The 16,527-nt window shown below is 36.7% G+C and carries 18 protein-coding genes; 12 read left to right on the top strand and 6 right to left on the bottom strand.

The genetic code is table 11. The features are described 5' to 3' along the window. The 12 genes from M901_RS11000 to M901_RS10945 all read left to right on the top strand — a co-directional run. The coding region (locus tag M901_RS11000; RefSeq protein ID WP_157679969.1) for a Mur ligase family protein at window positions 1–1,355 on the top strand (1,355 nt) is incomplete at its 5' end. After that, window positions 1,355–2,686 carry a UDP-N-acetylmuramoyl-tripeptide--D-alanyl-D-alanine ligase gene (murF, locus tag M901_RS10995; protein ID WP_021278262.1) on the top strand — a complete coding sequence of 444 codons (1,332 nt, stop codon included), beginning with the start codon at window positions 1,355–1,357 and terminating at the stop codon, window positions 2,684–2,686. The genes M901_RS11000 and murF, both read left to right, overlap by 1 nt. Window positions 2,687–2,710: 24 nt before the next feature. Beyond that, entirely contained in the window at window positions 2,711–3,787 is a 1,077-nt protein-coding gene (mraY, locus tag M901_RS10990) for a phospho-N-acetylmuramoyl-pentapeptide-transferase (protein WP_034721815.1), read from the top strand. A gap of 5 nt (window positions 3,788–3,792) precedes the next feature. After that, window positions 3,793–5,175, top strand: coding sequence for a UDP-N-acetylmuramoyl-L-alanine--D-glutamate ligase (murD, locus tag M901_RS10985; RefSeq protein WP_021278264.1), 1,383 nt, complete (start codon window positions 3,793–3,795; stop codon window positions 5,173–5,175). 42 nt (window positions 5,176–5,217) lie between these two features. Next, window positions 5,218–5,967: a phytanoyl-CoA dioxygenase family protein gene (locus M901_RS10980; protein ID WP_021278265.1), complete on the top strand. Its 750-nt coding sequence runs from the start codon at window positions 5,218–5,220 to the stop codon at window positions 5,965–5,967. Window positions 5,968–5,976: 9 nt separating this feature from the next. Then, window positions 5,977–7,176, top strand: coding sequence for a putative lipid II flippase FtsW (gene ftsW, locus M901_RS10975; protein WP_021278259.1), 1,200 nt, complete (start codon window positions 5,977–5,979; stop codon window positions 7,174–7,176). Between the two features lie 27 nt (window positions 7,177–7,203). Continuing rightward, the gene (gene murC, locus M901_RS10970) at window positions 7,204–8,586 is read left to right on the top strand and encodes a UDP-N-acetylmuramate--L-alanine ligase (RefSeq protein WP_021278268.1); all 1,383 of its coding nucleotides are present in this window, start codon (window positions 7,204–7,206) and stop codon (window positions 8,584–8,586) included. Continuing rightward, window positions 8,576–9,475 carry a UDP-N-acetylmuramate dehydrogenase gene (locus tag M901_RS10965; protein WP_021278266.1) on the top strand — a complete coding sequence of 300 codons (900 nt, stop codon included), beginning with the start codon at window positions 8,576–8,578 and terminating at the stop codon, window positions 9,473–9,475. Before murC ends, M901_RS10965 begins: the two co-directional genes overlap by 11 nt. Window positions 9,476–9,478: 3 nt before the next feature. Next, the gene (locus M901_RS10960) at window positions 9,479–10,213 is read left to right on the top strand and encodes a hypothetical protein (protein ID WP_021278260.1); all 735 of its coding nucleotides are present in this window, start codon (window positions 9,479–9,481) and stop codon (window positions 10,211–10,213) included. A 91-nt stretch (window positions 10,214–10,304) separates the two neighbouring features. Beyond that, on the top strand, window positions 10,305–11,543 hold the full coding sequence (gene ftsA, locus M901_RS10955) for a cell division protein FtsA (RefSeq protein WP_021278271.1): 1,239 nt from the start codon (window positions 10,305–10,307) through the stop codon (window positions 11,541–11,543). 13 nt (window positions 11,544–11,556) lie between these two features. Beyond that, complete coding sequence (gene ftsZ, locus M901_RS10950) at window positions 11,557–12,732, top strand: cell division protein FtsZ (protein ID WP_021278255.1); 1,176 nt, start codon at window positions 11,557–11,559, stop codon at window positions 12,730–12,732. Next, on the top strand, window positions 12,729–13,127 hold the full coding sequence (locus M901_RS10945; RefSeq protein WP_021278267.1) for a hypothetical protein: 399 nt from the start codon (window positions 12,729–12,731) through the stop codon (window positions 13,125–13,127). The genes ftsZ and M901_RS10945 overlap by 4 nt, the downstream gene beginning before the upstream one ends. Before the next feature lie 76 nt (window positions 13,128–13,203). Here the strand turns inward: M901_RS10945 and M901_RS10940 are convergent, their stop codons facing one another. The 6 genes from M901_RS10940 to udk form a co-directional block, all read right to left on the bottom strand. Then, the gene (locus M901_RS10940; RefSeq protein ID WP_021278258.1) at window positions 13,204–13,590 is read right to left on the bottom strand and encodes a hypothetical protein; all 387 of its coding nucleotides are present in this window, start codon (window positions 13,588–13,590) and stop codon (window positions 13,204–13,206) included. 85 nt (window positions 13,591–13,675) lie between these two features. Beyond that, a complete protein-coding gene (locus M901_RS10935; protein WP_021278270.1) occupies window positions 13,676–14,143 on the bottom strand; it encodes a hypothetical protein in 468 nt (155 codons plus the stop codon). Window positions 14,144–14,161: 18 nt separating this feature from the next. Then, window positions 14,162–14,344, bottom strand: coding sequence for a hypothetical protein (locus tag M901_RS10930; RefSeq protein WP_021278256.1), 183 nt, complete (start codon window positions 14,342–14,344; stop codon window positions 14,162–14,164). A 16-nt stretch (window positions 14,345–14,360) separates the two neighbouring features. Then, a complete protein-coding gene (locus M901_RS10925) occupies window positions 14,361–15,017 on the bottom strand; it encodes an MBL fold metallo-hydrolase (protein WP_021278261.1) in 657 nt (218 codons plus the stop codon). A 4-nt stretch (window positions 15,018–15,021) separates the two neighbouring features. Continuing rightward, a complete protein-coding gene (locus M901_RS10920) occupies window positions 15,022–15,699 on the bottom strand; it encodes an MBL fold metallo-hydrolase (protein ID WP_021278257.1) in 678 nt (225 codons plus the stop codon). Between the two features lie 68 nt (window positions 15,700–15,767). Further along, window positions 15,768–16,433: a uridine kinase gene (gene udk, locus M901_RS10915; protein ID WP_021278263.1), complete on the bottom strand. Its 666-nt coding sequence runs from the start codon at window positions 16,431–16,433 to the stop codon at window positions 15,768–15,770. Between the last annotated feature and the right edge of the window lie 94 nt (window positions 16,434–16,527).

Genomic DNA, 16,527 nt, shown 5'->3' with positions numbered 1-16,527 from the left:
GAATAAACTATTTGAAAAAGTATGGACTCTCTGTAGATGTAGAAGAACAACTAAGTGAAGTCACTACTAATCTTCAAGATGCAAATTCAAATTATATTGTTTTTTATCGATTATTAGATAACGAAAAATCACAAGTAGCATTTCAAAAAAGACTTAAAGGAATAAATCCCGGTTTGTTGATTTTGAGTCATGAGCCAATATCAAAAATATCTATTCCTTATGTTGTTTTACCTTTTGAGAAGTTCCTTCCATTTCAAAAAGAATTATGTGACATACTCTATCCTCAAAGTTTCGAAGTAAAGCTTATTGGTGTAACAGGGACCAATGGAAAATCAACCGTCGTTCATCTTTGTCATGAAATACTAAAAGCAAATAATTATAAATCCTTTACTATTGGTACTATTGGTATTTTTGATGGAGAGAAGGAAATTCATCCCGCACCAGGAGCAACAACCCCATCTTATGTTGATTTAAGAAGAGTATTACACAAGCTTCACGAATATGATTTTGCTTGTTTAGAAGTTAGTAGTCATGCACTAGATCAAGATCGTTTAAATGGGATAACACTAGCATGTGCTGGTTGGACAAACTTAACTCAAGATCATTTGGATTATCACGGGACAATGGAAGAGTATTTCCATGCTAAGTCTCTCATAAAGAAATCAACAGAAAAAGATATTGTTATTCCACATGGTGAGAGCGACTTAGAAAACCTTTTACGAGAAAAGTCCCTATCTTACAAAGTAGGGAAAGTCGTAAATGTTGAAGATTTTGATGAGAGTTTTAAACTTGAATATAATAAGAGAAACCTCTCTGTTGCAATATCTTTAGTGGAAGAGGCAATTGGAAAGAAAGCTGTTATACCTAAATCGATTTCTCTTCCAAAGGGACGCTATAATACTTTTCGTTTTAAGAAATCACTCTATGTCGTTGACTATGCTCATACACCAGATGCTATCGAGAATGTTGTTGGTGAAACTAAGAAGGCGTTCCCAAATGCTGAGATCATAACAATATTTGGTTGCGGTGGAGATCGTGATAGGAAGAAGAGACCTTTAATGCTTGAGGCTGCGCTAAAGTATAGCGATAAGGTTGTCGTGACTACAGATAACCCTAGAACGGAAAAACCAGAGGCCATCATCAAAGATGCTGTAGAAGGAAGAGAAGATCATCAAAACGTCACTACAATTGTGAATAGAAAAGAAGCTATTGAAAGATATGTTAGAGATTACTCTAGAGAAACGATTGTCGTTATTGCTGGAAAAGGGCATGAAGAGTATCAAGAAGTTAATGGCGTTAAGAACTTCTTTAGTGATATTGAAACTGTTAAAAATAAAATTAAAGAGTTGAGCTAATGAAAATTGTTGAACTAAAAAAAATTCCCGGAATTATTGAAGAGTTTGGAGCGTATTCGGATAAGGATATTATTCTTACGACAGACTCTCGTTCTATAAATGGAGAAAATGTTTTCTTGGCCCTTAAGGGAGAAAACTTTGACGGATTCACTTATCTAACAACCGCTCTAGAAAAGGGAGTCGAGGTTGTTATTTATACATCTGAAGCAGGAAGAGATGAAAAGGTTAAGGCCTTGAGTGAAAGTTATCCCAATGTTCTCTTTCTTGGTGTGAATAATACACTTAAATATTTACAGGATGCAGCTTCTTATTGGGTAAGAAAGTGGCAAAATGATTTTGGTGGCATAGTTTTTTCTCTGACTGGATCTAATGGAAAAACAACAACGAAAGAACTTATATATGCTCTAGCTAAAGAGGCCTTTGGTGAAAAGGTTATTTGTACCGCTGGAAACTTTAATAATCATATTGGTGTACCTCTTACAATTTTTAATATTAAAGAGTCGCATCAGTTTGCCATTGTTGAGATGGGGACGAATCATCCAGGAGAAATAGAAGTTCTATGCAATATAGCTAATCCAAAATTTGGTCTTATTACAAATATTGGAGCAGCACACCTGGAGTTCCTTATTAGCCTAGAGGGTGTACTGGAAGAAAAGTCAGCCTTATATCGCTACATTAATTCTCATGGAGGAATGTTCTATATTAATAAAGCAGATCCATATTTGAGTAGCTTAAAAGAAACTGAGAACTCAGTGGGCTTTGGGGATGCAGGTAGAGAATTAGCAGAAATTGAAAATAACAATATTCAAGAGACATATAATTTATGGAATTTGAAAGTTGCGAGTTTTGTACTTTCACAAATTTTTCCAGAACAGAGAGAGCTTTTTTTGAATAAAGCTCCTCTTGTTAGACTTCCTGATAATAAGAGATCTCAGTGGATAGAAAAGGAAGGCAAAACAATATTTCTTGATGCCTATAATGCTAATCCAACTTCGATGAAAAGTGCTATTCAATCATTTGCCAAGAAATATGAGAGTGAGATGAATAAGTGTGTTTTTGTGCTGGGTGACATGAATGAGCTGGGTGATAAGGCAAAAGAGTTTCACGAAAATGTTGCGGAGCTTCTTAATCAACTCGAAATAAGTAATGCTATCTTTGTTGGACGCTACGCACATTACTATAGTGGAAAGTTTTCTGGAAACGCTAAGTGTTTTGAAAAAAGAGAAGACTTGGATGCACTGTGGCCAGAGGTATTAAATTCGTATCAATATATCTTTCTAAAAGCTAGCCGCTCTTTACAACTGGAGTCATTAATAGATATAACTGTCTAACAGATTTTTTTTTCGGGCGCGTCTATGTTATATCACTTTCTATATCCACTGAGTGATCAGTTTTTTCTATTCAATATATTTAGATATATTACATTCAGAACTGTAATCGCCTTTCTTATTGCTACAGTTTTTTCAATTCTATGGGGTAAGTACTTCATTAAATTCATGCAAAAGAAACAATTTGGACAAGTCATTAGAGATGATGGACCAGAGTCGCACTTAAAAAAAGCAGGTACACCAACAATGGGTGGTGTGTTTATCATTGGAAGTATTCTCTTTGCGCTTCTATTCACAGGTAACTTTGAGTCAAAGCCTCTTTTGGCCACACTCTTTGTTATGCTTTCTTATTTTGGTCTCGGCTTTATCGATGACTATGCAAAAATAGCAAAGAAGAACACTAAAGGTGTTTCGGCTAAGGGGAAGCTGCTTTGGCAGTTTGTCACAGCAATTATTGCAGTTTATTTTTTAAGAGATGCAAACGTTATCAGTTCTGATCTCTATGTTCCTTTTTTAAAGGGACCAATTATTAATATGTATTCTTTATTTATCGCATTTGCGGCTTTCGTTATTGTTGGCTCAAGTAATGCGGTTAATTTAACAGATGGTTTAGATGGTCTTGCCATTGGTCCAATTATCACTTCCGCAGCATCACTTGGTATTATCGCCTATGCTACTGGACACAAAGAAATCGCGTCCTATCTCTTTGTTCCGTACATCGAAAATATCGGAGAACTTACAGTTCTTTGTGCTGCTATTGTAGGAGCTGGTGTTGGTTTTCTTTGGTATAACTCATACCCTGCTCAAATCTTTATGGGAGATGTTGGATCACTATCTCTTGGTGGAACACTAGGTATTATTGCTGTTCTAACTAAGAATGAAATTCTCTTTGTTTTAATTGGTGGGATTTTTGTTGTGGAGGCCCTTTCGGTTATCCTTCAAGTTGCATCCTACAAACTCCGTAAGAAGAGAATTTTTAAGATGGCTCCAATTCATCACCACTTTGAGTTATTGGGATGGCCTGAGCCAAAAGTTATCGTTAGGTTTTGGATTATTAGTATTTTCTTAGCAATTCTTGCGATTGCGACATTAAAAATGAGGTAATTATAATGGAGAGATTTAGAAACAAAAAAATTCTCATCGTTGGTATTGGGAAAACAGGTTTCAAGCTCATCAACTTTTTTAATAAGCTAGATTGTGCGATCAGAGTTACTGATATTAAGCCAATCTTCGATCTAAATAAGCCAGTTAAGAAGCTTAAGAAGATTAAACCAATGCCAGAAATGTCATTTGGTGAACACAAAGATGAAGACTTCTTAGATGCAGACGTTGTCGTCTACTCTTCATCAGTTGACCCTAACCTGCCACAGTTAGAGTTAGCTCGTAAGAATGGTAAAGAAGTATATAGTGAATTCGCACTAGGTAATAAGCTTTGTAGAAAGCCTATTATTGCTGTTTGTGGATCATATGGGAGAACGACTGTTGCTCATATGGTTGGATTCACGCTTAAGCAAGACGGAAAGAATGTATTTGTTGGTGGTACAAGTGAATCACCATTTATCGAATACTGTATGCTTCCTAATAAAGATGAAATTGACTACGTTATCGTTGAGCTTTCAGCAGTACAAATGAGAAGATTAACTGATTTTCACCCGAAAATGGTTATCTTCACAAATATTTCTGAGAATTATCCACAAAACCACTTCACTTCAATGGGTGAGTTTATGGAGACAAAGTTATCTATCGTAAAGACTCTTTCTCCAGATGACACTCTTATTTGTAACTTTGATAAGCTTGCAAATAATACATTCTTTAGAAACGCTAACTGTCAGACTTACTGGTATTCAAGAAGATCTTTCGTGAAGCTAGGGGTTATGGATGAAATTCAGGGAACTCACTTCCACGATAGAAGAATCCACTCAAATATTAGCTACCACTCAGAGTTTACAGTTAAGAAAATGAGAATCATTGGTCAAAATAATAGAGAGAACCTACTTGCCGCAGTAACTGCGTGTAAGGCTCTTGATGCTTCAGATGAAGCAATTCAAACTTGTGTTGAGAGATTCCCAGGAATCCCACACAGACTTGAGTTCCTAATGGAGAAGAATGGTGTTTCTTTCTACAACGACTCTAAAGCTGAAACAATGGAGAACCTTTGTGAAAGTATTAAGTCTTTTAAAGGTCCAGTTATTCTAATTGCTGGTGGTAAAGACGTTGAAGATTTTGACTTTGAACCATACTCAAATGAGTTAATAGATAACACTCGTGTTATCGTTCTTGTTGGTGAGTGTAAGGAAAGAATGAATAGAGCTCTTGGTGAGCATAATCAAACTTTCATCGTCGGTTCATTCGAAGAGTCTGTTCTCTTCGCTTATCAGAAATCGAGAACTGGAGATACTATCTTACTTTCTCCTGGAAATGCCGCTTCCGACTTCTTCCGCGATTACGAAGAAAGAGGAAACTACTTCAAAAAATTAGTTTATCAATTATAGAAAGAGGCTCCTTTGGGAGCCTTTTTTGTTTAAGGCATGACCATGGATCAAGGTTATAAGTATATTCCAAACTTTCTCACTGAAGATGAATTAAGAGATATCGAAAGGGTCTGTGATACTTTTCATTCACAATGGTTGAAAGAAAATGAGGAGTTCTATAAGAACAGAGCGATCAATAGCGCTTACCTCACCCATTCGAATAAATGTTCGCCTCAAGATAGGATGGTCTTATTTGAGCTGATTGGATCTTGCAAGATACGAGATGAGCTAAAGAGTATATTTATAAAAGAGGATCCGGCCTTTTTAAACACCCAACTCTTTTTTGACCCATTCAACAAATCACAAGAGAATTATTGGCATAGAGATATTCAATATACAGATCATTCGATAGAGGAGCAGAAGTTGGCCCTCGAAAATTCTGTAAATAATGTTGTTCATTTTAGATTGGCCCTTAAAAACGAAAATGGAATCGAGCTGATTCCTGGCAGTCATGCGAGATGGGATACAGATCAAGAGTTTAAAACTCGCATGGCCTTAGATGGTAGTAAGCCATCTGACGACTTGGAAAATGGTCAGAAGATCTCTTTGAACAGGGGTGATTTACTGATTTTTTCGGCAAATATGATTCACCGTGGATTATATGGAAGAGAGAGAAAAGCTCTAGATATACTTTATTGTGAAAGAGACAGGGAAATTCTAAAGTTCGCAAATAAAGAATGTATGCCAACAAAAGACGAGCTTAATTCAATTTCTTTTCAGGAGTTGTTTTACCTCAATGAAAACTTAGGTTAAAATAGAGATATGGTAGTCAGGGAAGAGTTACTAGAGAAATTTGGAAATTACTTAAAATTAGTTTTAGGTATATTGGTAGGAGTGGGAATCATTATGGTTTACTCTTCTAGCTATATGTATTCTAAGGAACAATATGGTTCTTCGCTACATTTTCTATGGCGTCAAATCTTCTTTGTTATCGTATCGGCAGCTGGAGCGTTCATCGTTTCTAAGACAAAGTATAAATTCTGGTACAAGTTTAGTTTTCATCTCAATATTCTTGTTTCACTTGCAATAGCTCTAACCTATATTCCAGGCCTTGGTGTTGTTGCTAAGGGTGCAAATAGATGGATTTCACTGGGGGGATTCTCCCTTCAACCAGGCGAGTTCGCTAAGTATACAGTTCTTCTACTTTCTATTTTTATTTTTGAGAATTTAGAGAAAATGGATCATAAAACAATGGCGAAGTATCTTGCAAACTTGGCCTTGCCATTAGTCCTGTTATTGGGACAACCAGACTTTGGTACGTTCTTTATCTGTTGTATGGTTATCTTCTTTTCTTGTTTTATGAGTCGATTCCCAAGGAAATGGTTCTACTCTTTAACAGTGGTAGGTTTTCTTTCTGGAGTGGCCATTCTGCTTTCTCAACCCTATAGAGTAAGACGTTTAACTGCATTCTTGGACCCTTGGAAGAACGCGCAGGGAAGTGGATTTCAGGTTATTCAGTCATGGATTGGATTTGCAAATGGGGGATTCTTTGGAAAAGGCGCTGGTAACTCACTAGAGAAGCTTTTCTTTTTACCTGAGGCCCATAACGATTTCATTTTTTCCGTGATTGGTGAAGAGTTTGGTCTCATTGGTGTTATCTTTATGGTGGGCCTATTCTTATCTTTTATCTATCTCGGATTTAGATTAGCAATGTTGATGAAAGATAGAGTGGCCATGATGATGACTGCGTTAGTCACTTTTGTCATAGGTCTTCAAGCTGTTCTTAATATGGGAGTCGTACTTGGACTTCTTCCAACAAAAGGATTAAACCTGCCGTTCATTAGTTATGGAGGTTCTTCCCTATTGGCCTCGCTTTTTGCAGTGGGTCTAATTTTCTCATGTCTTAATCGCCAGAGTGAGGTAATCATCTCCTCTTCAACTGGTTCTAGCGGTTCCTCGGGACCTTTTTTCTCACACTCAAATGAGACATCGCCTTTTAAAAATGGTACTAATAGAGGTTAGTTACAGTTTTAATTAAAGGAAATTTTAATGTTAAAAGCTACTTTTGATGCCAAGCTTCACTTTATTGGAATTGGCGGAATTGGAATGAGTGGTATTGCTGAGGTTCTATTGAGTCTTGGATATAAAGTTAGTGGTTCGGATATTTCTGAATCAGCTAATGTTGAGCGCCTACGCGAAAAAGGTGCACAAATCTTCATTGGTCATAAGAAAGAAAATATTGAGGGAGCTACAGTTGTAGTTTATAGCTCAGCAGTTACAGATGAAAACCCTGAAATGCGTGGAGCTAAAGATCAAAATATCCCAATTATGAGAAGAGCTGAAATGTTGGCAGAGCTTATGCGACTTAAGTATGGTATCGCCATTGCTGGAACTCATGGAAAGACGACGACAACAAGTTTTCTTTCAACGATTCTTCAAGGGAGTGATTATGATCCTACATATATCATTGGTGGAATTGTAAAGAATCTTGATGGACACGCTAAAGTTGGAAAAGGTGAATACCTAGTTGCTGAAGCTGACGAGTCAGACGGATCTTTTTTAATGTTAAGTCCAATGATGTCTGTTGTAACAAATATAGATAATGATCACATGGATCATTACGGATCAGAAGCTAAACTCTTAGAGTCTTTTGAACAATTTATTAATAAGGTTCCATTTTATGGTCTTTGTGCTCTTAATGCACATGACGATAGATTAATGGATATTGTAACAAGAATTAAGAAGCCGTTTACAACGTTCTGTATTGGTGATGATCTTAAAACGGGAGCAGACTTTGAAGCAAGAAATGTTGTTATCAAAGATGTTACTTCTGAATTTGATCTTTACTACAAAGGAAAGAAGCAGGTTGAAATCTTAATCAACTTACCTGGAAAGCATAATATTCTAAATGCATTAGGTGCAATCGCTATTGCTCATAGAATGGGTGTAAGCTTTGAACTTATTGCAAAATCAATTAAAGAATTCGAAAGCGTTGGAAGAAGATTTCAGATTCTTCATAAGTCAGAAAAGGGTGAGATCATTGATGACTATGGTCACCACCCAACTGAAATTGCCGTTACACTAAAAACAATTAGAGATACTCGTAAGGGTAAAGTTATTGCAATCTTCGAACCTCATAGATTTAGCAGAACAAGAGACTGTTGGAATGAATTTCTCCACTGCTTCAATTCTGCTGATGAACTTTATTTAAGTCCAATCTACCCTGCTAGTGAAAAACAAATCCCTGGTATTGAATCTGAAAGGCTTGTTCAAGATATAAACAAGCTGCACCCTGGATTTGCTAAGTATATCGATTCTCTTGATAGAATGGATGAAGTTATCAAAGCAAATAAGGGAGCCTCATTCGCAGTTATGGGAGCAGGTTCTATTGGTAGAAAGATTAGAGAGTGGGTTTTAGATAATGATAGATAAGCTTCTTGAAAATATTCAGGGTGCCTCTGTTGAGATGGATAAGGACTTAAGTAAGTTCTCGACGATGAGATTACAAGCTAAGGGTGATCTCGTCACAGTTGAATCAGTAGAGGCCTTACAAGAAGTACAAAAAAGATTCTACTCAGAGTCTCTTGATTTTATCGTTATTGGTATGGGAGCAAACCAGCTTTTGAAAAAAGAGTCAGCTATCCCCTATCTGATGTTAAAATTTCCATTTGATAAAAAGATTCTAGAAAGCGTTCACGATACCTATACACTACCCGCTTCAGTTAGACTTGGAACTCTCACAAGTCATGCGAGTAAATTTGGTCTCAAAGGATGGGAGGTCTTTACTGGTGTTCCTGCATCACTTGGTGGAGCTGTTTTTATGAATGCTGGTACTGGGCTTGGAGAAATTGGAGAGTTAGTATCTAAGGTTTGGACTGTTAAATCTAATGGTGAACTTTCGGAACACACCATAAATAATTCAAGCTTTTCATATAGAAGAAATAATTTTCTTGAGCGCGGTGAAATTATTTACCAAGTCGAAATGAAGCATAATGGGCTTGATAAGGAAGTGACAGAAGTTATTAGAAACTACCTCGCTAGAAGAAATGCAACACAACCAATGAAAGAAAAAACATGTGGGTGTGTTTTTAAAAATAGTGAATTCAAAGGGCAACCTTGCCCTGCCGGAAAGTTTGTTGATATACTTGGTATCAAGGGACTTCAAGTTGGTGGAATTCGAGTGAGTGAAACTCATGGGAATTTCATGGAAAACTTTGATAATGCTTCATTTGATGATGTGACTGCGCTAATTAGTATTGTTCAGAATGAAATGAAGTTACAGTTTGGATTAGATTTTGAGCTTGAGGTAAAGGCAAAGTAACACATGAAAAAAATTATTCTTTCACTTATTTCTTTAACAGCAATGGCAGCAACACCAACTCTTCCACTAGAGAAGAAGGTTAAGTATAGAACGTCATTTGGAAAGTGCCCATCACGCGCAGCAGGGACTTTCACGTTAAAACTAGTAAAAGAATTTGAAAGAAATAGATCTCTTAGGACTGTAAAGTCTTTGATCAAAAGAGAAAGACTTCAGGAAAAACACTACGTATCAGATTATGATATTAACTTTGATCCAATGAAGGGAATGCTCAGTTTTATCTATGACTGCCCTAGCCCATTAATGAAAGTTCAGATTTATAAAGAAAATGGACTAGAGTCCTATGAGGCGATTCTTGTAGAAAGTGGTAAGTTATATGATCCAACATATGAGGTTCTTTTAAGGAGTGAGAAAAAGTTAGATTACAGTCTTCCTTTCCTTGCTATCCCTGTTGGAGATATGGATAAAGATGTTCAAAAGAAGATTACATCGATCGTTAGTGGATTAAGCCTTCCTTTTAGAAAACAACTTTCTGAAGTTATTGTGAGTGATTCTAAAGAGTTAACAATGATAATGTCTGTAAAAGGACAGCCGTCAAGTGTCTTTTTAGGGAAAGATGATTGGGCCGCAAAAGTGACAAAGTTGACTCAAATCATCGGTTATATGAGTAAGCGTAAAAAGGTTCCTACAATTATAAATCTTACAAATCCTAAAAAAGTTGTTGTCAAGTTCAACGAGTAATTCTAAAATTTTCTTTGATAGCGTGCGGAAATTATTGCCGCCTAATCTAACTTAACAGAATGATTCTGTTTATGAAGAGAAAGGATTCTCTATGAAAGAAAAAAGTATCGTTGTCGGTTTAGATGTCGGAACTACAAAAGTCTGTACCATAGTCGGTATACAAAATCCTGGAAATGAATTAGAAATCATCGGAATTGGGACCCATCCAAGTCATGGCCTCAAAAAAGGTTCTGTTGTAAATATTGATAAGACTGTTAAGTCTATTCAAAACTCTTTAGAGGAAGCCAAGCTAATGGCCGGTGTTGATATTGCAAGATCAACAATTGGAATCGCTGGTAGCCATATATATAGTTTTAACAGCTCAGGTGTTGTTGCGGTTAAGGGAAAAGAAATCACGCAAGATGATGTTGATAGAGTTCTCGAAGCAGCGAAAGCCGTTGTTATGCCTTCAGATAGAGAAATCATTCACGTAATTCCTCAAGAGTATCGTGTTGATAATACTGCGGGAATCAAAAACCCTATTGGAATGTGTGGAACTCGTTTAGAAGCCCATGTTCACATTGTAACGGGATCAATCTCATTAATTCAAAACTTAGTAAAATGTGTAGAACAAACAGGTATTGCTGTTGATCACGTAACATTACAACCAATTGCTTCTTCTGAGTCAGTTTTAAGTTCAGAAGAAAAAGAGATGGGAACACTACTTGTTGATATCGGTGGTGGGACTACTGACTTAGCATTTTGGAAAGATGGTAGTCTTGTTCATACACAAGTTATTCCTGTTGGAGGAAATCATTTTACAAATGATCTAGCAGTCGCTTTGAAAATTCCTCACGCAGAAGCAGAAAGAATAAAAATTAACCATGGTAGTGTTTTAGCTGAGCAAGTTAATCAATCTGCCCATATTACTGTTCAAGGAATTGCTGGAACGAAGCCAAGAGAAGTTCAGTTGAGCTTTATTGCAAGAGTTCTAGGTGCTAGAGCAGAAGAGCTTTTTGACTTAGTTAAAAAGTCTCTTAATGAAAGAAATCTCAATGGTGATATTACTGGCGGAATCGTTATCACTGGTGGTGGTGCCCTTATTAAGGGGTTACCAGAACTTGGTGAGTATCTACTAGAGAGACCTCTGAAGCTTGGTTATCCAATGGCCTTTGGAGGAATGACAAATGTTATGCAGAATCCAAAATTCTCAACTGTTCTTGGTTTACTATTAGATGCATCTAATAGAGGAGCAACTCAAACAGTCATGGAAGATGAGGAGACAATACAAGCGGACCTAATAGGGAAGCTTGGAGAATCATTAAAATCAGTTTTCAAGGAAATATTTTAAATAAGGGGGAAACATGTTTGAAATCTCTGAGAACGCAGAATTAAAAGTTGCAGATGGTGCTAAAATTAGAGTTGTTGGTGTTGGTGGCGGAGGTTGTAACGCTGTTAATACAATGATCAAAGCTGGTCTTACTGGTGTTGAATACATCGTAGCTAATACAGACTCTCAAGCATTAAATGCAAACCTTGCACCTACAAAAATTCAACTAGGTGTAGAATTAACAAAAGGTCTAGGTGCTGGTGCTAATCCAGAAGTTGGAAGAAAAGCAGCTCTAGATGAGTATGAAAAACTAAGTGAAATCCTTCAGGATTCAGATATGGTTTTCATTACTGCCGGAATGGGTGGTGGAACAGGAACTGGTGCAGCTCCAGTAATTGCAAAACTTGCAAAAGAACTAGGTGCTCTAACAGTTGGTGTTGTAACAAAGCCATTTCTATTTGAAGGAAAGAAAAGAATGAGACAAGCTTCTTCAGGTATTTCGACACTTGAAGAGAATGTAGATTCATTAATTACGATTCCTAACCAAAGACTACTTTACTTAGCAGGTGAGAGTTTATCACTTGTTGAAACATTTAAAAGAGCTGATGAAGTTCTATTAAATGCAGTTAGAGGTATTTCTGATCTTATTAATACTACTGGTCACATCAACGCTGACTTTGCTGACGTTAGTACAGTTATGGCAAACAAAGGTCTTGCTCTTATGGGTACAGGATTATGTGCTGGACCAGATAGAGCAATTAAAGCAGCTACTGAAGCAATTTCTTCTCCATTACTTGAAGATATTTCTATCGATGGTGCGACAGGAATCATTATCAACATTACTGGTAATGAATCATTAACTATGCATGAAGTTAATGAAGCGGTTACTCTAATTATGGAAGCTGCAGATGATGATGCAGAAATTATCTTTGGATCAGTAATTGATGATGCTTTAGAAGATAATATCAAAGTAACAGTTGTTGCGACTGGACTTGGTGGACCAAGAGCTGAGCAAAGAGTTCAAGCTCCAGCTCAACCAATGAGACACGAGCCAACTCCACAACCTATTCAACAAATGGCTCCGGCACAACCAGCTCCAACTTATGAAGCTCCAGTGCAAGAGACGATTGTAGAAAGACCAGTTATGGCGGAGCCAGCAAGAACTGTTGAACCGCACCAGCAGCGCAAACATATGAAGCTCCACAAATGACTGAGCAAACTTATACTGAGCCAGTACAAGCTACTCCGGCTCCAACTCATCATGAGCAACCAGTACATACTCAAGCGACAGAGCAACAGTATGCTGAAAGATCATTTGATGGAACTAATGCTGAAGCAAAACCTTCTCTCGCAGATAGCATCAGAGAAGCTGCTCATAGATATGAATCTTCAAAGAAAGAAGTTGATACTTGGGCACAAACTTCAGACACAATGATGGCTTCACCAAAGACTGAAACAAAGTCAGCGAATAGAACAAGATCTATTGCTGAGAAACTTGGTTTCATCAACTTTGATGAAGATGAGCTTGATACACCAAGCTACCTAAGAAAGGACGAGGAACAAACTCATAATAACAATGAGGTTTCTAGATCATTAGATCTATAAACTTTCCCCCTGATTGAGGGCTCCGAAAGGGGCCCTCATTTTTCTGGGTCATTCGACCAAAATCTTCTTTTAAAAATTATTTGAATTGATTAGCTAGCTTTTCTGAAAAAACTGGAAGAAGCTCTGTTATGGCCTCTTTAAATTGAAGTGGTGTTTTGAGAAGAATTTTTGCATTCTTGTGCGGAAGATTAGTTAGAATAAGGCGAAAATTCTCATCGCCTATATGCTTCCATGAAAGTGAGTAGTCAGTATAAGTAAACTGGCCACCTGCTAATTTTAGTTCAGCTTTTTCTGGGGCTAGATCAGAAAGTCTTATCTCAAAATTTGACTTTAAACCCGAGCTCGTGATTTCCTTTTCAAGTTCTCTGATTGTCTTATCAGCATCACTATTGAGGACAACAGCAGGCTTATTTTCTTCCATGATCTGATTGATTTGATTCTTAAGATCTTCAAGTTTGTTCATTATTAACCTTGGTTATGGCTTAATTCTAACTTCGTTTTCAATTGATTCTCTTTTCCTTTGAGAACATGTAATTGAACGTAAGTTTCTATCTGGTTATTTGTAACATCAATTTTGATTCACACTGAATATAACATGGTTCTTTGCTCTTTTCCCAAAGTTCCTTTTTGAAGTTATAGATATAAACACCTGCCTCAGGAGTATCAGCAGTTGTCCTCTGATTTGTAATTGGAATCCATTCATTCTTCGTGTAGAGATTGAAATGATCCTTACAGAAATGTAGGTTATCTATTTCATAATGAGTACTTTCAATAAGTGTCTTTTCACAAATTGAGCACAATCCAACTGTCTTTTCACTTTGAAGTTTAGACTCTTCTAGAATCTCTTTAATATTAAGAGATTGCTTTTCTGCTTGTGTGGCAGTTGTCTTTGATGAGCTATTATTCTTCTCTTTAGAATACTGCATGTAAATAAAGAAGGTGAGGGCACCTACAACGACAAGCAGGAGTATGACGACAAAGATCAACAGGTAGATAAGTAAATTATTTGTATCCATGCTTATATGATAAGCGAGTTAACAAATATGGACAATGGCCACGGGACGATAACCGAGTCTTTCCCCGAAGAATCTACGTGTTGCAATGCGTATCTCTTCTTTCTTTTCATCAAGTGTTTTGTTCTTATTGTCTTTGATTAACTGAGAGACATAGATCTTGAAGTCATTAACTTCATTGTCGACAATCGTAGGTAGACCCATAAGAGTGACTTCACAGCTAGGTTTGAATTTTTGAACAGATTCTTTGGAGAAGCTTACGAGAATACTTCCTTGAGTCGCTAACTTTCGTCTTTCTGACACACGTTCTCGCTCGAGTATAATATCTGCACCATGGTAAATTACAGGTTCTATTTGATCTTGGGTTTTCTTTAAGCTTGATTTCTTTGGCGATATTAATTGAGTCACCATTAAGCATCATCTCACTATTCTCACTAAGCTTTTCATTTAAAACAAAATCAACATGGGCCTTGAGGAATAATGATTCTCCGTGGATCGGGAAGGAGTGAGTCGGCTTAAAGTTTTCATAAACTACTTTCAAATCTTCTCGACCAGGGTGGCCGGAAACATGGATATGCTTTTCATTTGCCGTTATAAGTTGTGCGCCCTGTTCGATAATATCATTGTAGAGCATGGCGAGCTTTTTCTCATTTCCAGGAATGGCCTTACTTGAGAAAATAAATTTATCGTCCTCTTTAAGCTTAAATTTCTTGTCCTGACGAGAAACTACACGACGAACAGTTCCTCTAAATTCACCTTGTGATCCAGATAGGAGAACGACTTTTTGTCTTTTGATAGATTTATCTTCAGCATCCTTTACGATTCCAAAGTCATCGAGTATTCCTATCTCAACCGCAGTCTCAATGTACTTAAGCATTGATCTACCATATGGAATAACAAAACGGTTTAAGTCTCTTGCAGCTTGTTAAGATTGTTTGAATACGATGGATATTACTAGCAAATGATGTAATGTAAGTTGTTCCTGTTGTTGTCTCCATTTCTTCTTTAAGATCCTTTAAAACAGATCCTTCAGAAGGAGTATGTAGATTCTTACTCATAATATTTGTGGAATCTAAGAGAGCAACTCTTCGTTTATATTTACTTGAAAAATCTTTAATGAGATCTAAATTTATTGGGGCTTCATAAGGACTATTTAGATCAACTTTGAAGTCGGAAATAAAGAGAACTGCAGTATCAAGTTTGTCATGTGTAATCATTAACCCTTTTGTGTCAGGAATAGAGTGATTCACATGAATTGGAGTGATGGCCGCCGCTCCAAATTCAATCTTATTATTAAGCGGTTTTATTTTCTTTGAGAGACTCTTATAGTCTAATTTATTTTCAATAAGTTTCTTTGCAAATAGAGGAGCGTAGATTTCAGCTTCTGGGAATTTCTCAATATAGTGGTGGATAGCTCCAATATGATCTTCATGGCCATGAGTAATGATAATCTTACTTATTTTATGCTCGACCTCTCTTAAATCGGGAATAAGATAATTGATATCGAAGAAGTCTTCATAGGGAAAAAGTATTCCACAATCAATTAGAATAATTTTCATCTTCAGATTGTACAAGAGTACAGTTTGAGCCTATCTGTCCAACACCGCCAAGAGGTGTGATATTGAGTTTATCTTTCATTAAGAACATGATCCTGATTTTTGATCAGCAGTCTTTCATAAGATTCTGATTCATTTATAAGTTCTTTTATTCTAGCAGCTAGGATCGAGGCTGCAATATCTGTTTCTTCATCAACAATGAAATCAGCATACTGCTGTTGAGGTGCTAGAAATTTTTGATACATTGGGCGTACTGTTTCATAGTACTGATTCGTTACACTTTCTAATGATCTTCCTCTTTCTTGAACATCTCGGTTTAACCTTCTTGTAAATCTTATATCAGCATCAACATGTAAGAATGATTTGATATCCAGCATTTTTCTGATCTCACTATCAAATAGAGTGAAAATACCTTCAAATAAGATGACAGGAGTTGGTTTGATGGGAGTCGTCTCTTTTAATCTATTTCCAGTAACAAAATCATAAATAGGTACTTCAATTGGATTACCATTTTTTAAGTTATGAATATGAGTTCTAAGTAATTCCCAGTCAAAAGCTTTCGGATGATCGAAGTTTGGTTGCCCAGATAGAGTAAAAATATCTTCGTCTTGATCCTGAAGGTAATATGAATCCATATGAAGAATACTAACTTTGTCAGATGGAAGCTGAGCAATGACTTTCTTAGCAAAAGTCGTCTTTCCTGAACCTGATCCACCTGCGATTCCAATTATCTTCATATTGACCTCAAAAATTATAATGACTAGATAGGTCAAGATATCACACAAAGCGTTTTCAACAAAGAAAGGTAGTGATACTCTTATAATAATTACA

The sequence above is a fragment of the Bacteriovorax sp. DB6_IX genome, from assembly GCF_000447775.1.
Taxonomy (GTDB): domain Bacteria; phylum Bdellovibrionota; class Bacteriovoracia; order Bacteriovoracales; family Bacteriovoracaceae; genus Halobacteriovorax_A.
The sequence above is the reverse complement of the archived record's forward strand: the minus strand, read 5'-3'. Positions and strand labels throughout refer to the sequence as shown.

Excerpts from the sequence above, each read along its gene's own strand:
- murF (WP_021278262.1), top strand. The coding sequence starts at position 1,355 with ATGAAAATTGTTGAACTAAAAAAAATTCCCGGAATTATTGAAGAGTTT.
- mraY (WP_034721815.1), top strand. The coding sequence starts at position 2,711 with ATGTTATATCACTTTCTATATCCACTGAGTGATCAGTTTTTTCTATTC.
- murD (WP_021278264.1), top strand. The coding sequence starts at position 3,793 with ATGGAGAGATTTAGAAACAAAAAAATTCTCATCGTTGGTATTGGGAAA.
- M901_RS10980 (WP_021278265.1), top strand. The coding sequence starts at position 5,218 with ATGGATCAAGGTTATAAGTATATTCCAAACTTTCTCACTGAAGATGAA.
- ftsW (WP_021278259.1), top strand. The coding sequence starts at position 5,977 with ATGGTAGTCAGGGAAGAGTTACTAGAGAAATTTGGAAATTACTTAAAA.
- murC (WP_021278268.1), top strand. The coding sequence starts at position 7,204 with ATGTTAAAAGCTACTTTTGATGCCAAGCTTCACTTTATTGGAATTGGC.
- M901_RS10965 (WP_021278266.1), top strand. The coding sequence starts at position 8,576 with ATGATAGATAAGCTTCTTGAAAATATTCAGGGTGCCTCTGTTGAGATG.
- M901_RS10960 (WP_021278260.1), top strand. The coding sequence starts at position 9,479 with ATGAAAAAAATTATTCTTTCACTTATTTCTTTAACAGCAATGGCAGCA.
- ftsA (WP_021278271.1), top strand. The coding sequence starts at position 10,305 with ATGAAAGAAAAAAGTATCGTTGTCGGTTTAGATGTCGGAACTACAAAA.
- ftsZ (WP_021278255.1), top strand. The coding sequence starts at position 11,557 with ATGTTTGAAATCTCTGAGAACGCAGAATTAAAAGTTGCAGATGGTGCT.
- M901_RS10945 (WP_021278267.1), top strand. The coding sequence starts at position 12,729 with ATGACTGAGCAAACTTATACTGAGCCAGTACAAGCTACTCCGGCTCCA.
- M901_RS10940 (WP_021278258.1), bottom strand. The coding sequence starts at position 13,590 with ATGAACAAACTTGAAGATCTTAAGAATCAAATCAATCAGATCATGGAA.
- M901_RS10935 (WP_021278270.1), bottom strand. The coding sequence starts at position 14,143 with ATGGATACAAATAATTTACTTATCTACCTGTTGATCTTTGTCGTCATA.
- M901_RS10930 (WP_021278256.1), bottom strand. The coding sequence starts at position 14,344 with ATGGGTCTACCTACGATTGTCGACAATGAAGTTAATGACTTCAAGATC.
- M901_RS10925 (WP_021278261.1), bottom strand. The coding sequence starts at position 15,017 with ATGCTTAAGTACATTGAGACTGCGGTTGAGATAGGAATACTCGATGAC.
- M901_RS10920 (WP_021278257.1), bottom strand. The coding sequence starts at position 15,699 with ATGAAAATTATTCTAATTGATTGTGGAATACTTTTTCCCTATGAAGAC.
- udk (WP_021278263.1), bottom strand. The coding sequence starts at position 16,433 with ATGAAGATAATTGGAATCGCAGGTGGATCAGGTTCAGGAAAGACGACT.